The sequence below is a fragment of the Methylobacterium sp. C33D genome (genome assembly GCF_053345825.1).
The window spans coordinates 1-395 of the sequence record NZ_JBKFAV010000138.1 but is presented as its reverse complement, the minus strand read 5'-3'; the positions used below and the strand labels follow the sequence as shown (position 1 = coordinate 395).

The window sequence follows — 395 nt, the reverse complement described above, 5'->3', positions numbered from 1 at the left end:
GTCGGGGGTGGAGACCACCACCACGTCCTCCAGGCCCACCACCGCGGTCAGGCCCTCGCCCTGGCTGTGCACGAGGCTGTTCCGCGTGCCGATCAGCGAGACCCGGCCGCGCACGGCGTTGCCGGCCGCGTCGTGGTCCAGCACCTGCCAGACCGCGTCCCAGGTGCCGACATCCGACCACGCGAACGACACCGGCAGCACCCCGGCCCGGGCGGTCCGCTCCATCACCGCGTAGTCGATCGAGATCTTGGGCGCCTGCGCGAACGCCGCCGCGTCGAGGCGCACGAAGTCGAGGTCGGTCACCGCCGCCTCCAGGGCCGCGCGCGCGGCCGCCAGCACCGCGGGGACGAACGCCTCCAGCTCGGCCAGCATCAGGTCGGCCCGGAACAGGAAGT

The 395-nt window shown here is 73.9% G+C and carries 1 pseudogene; it reads right to left on the bottom strand.

Annotated elements, in window-relative coordinates:
- Nucleotides 1-395: pseudogene (cpsB, locus tag ACLBXO_RS31745) on the bottom strand (mannose-1-phosphate guanylyltransferase/mannose-6-phosphate isomerase); the annotation flags it as partial.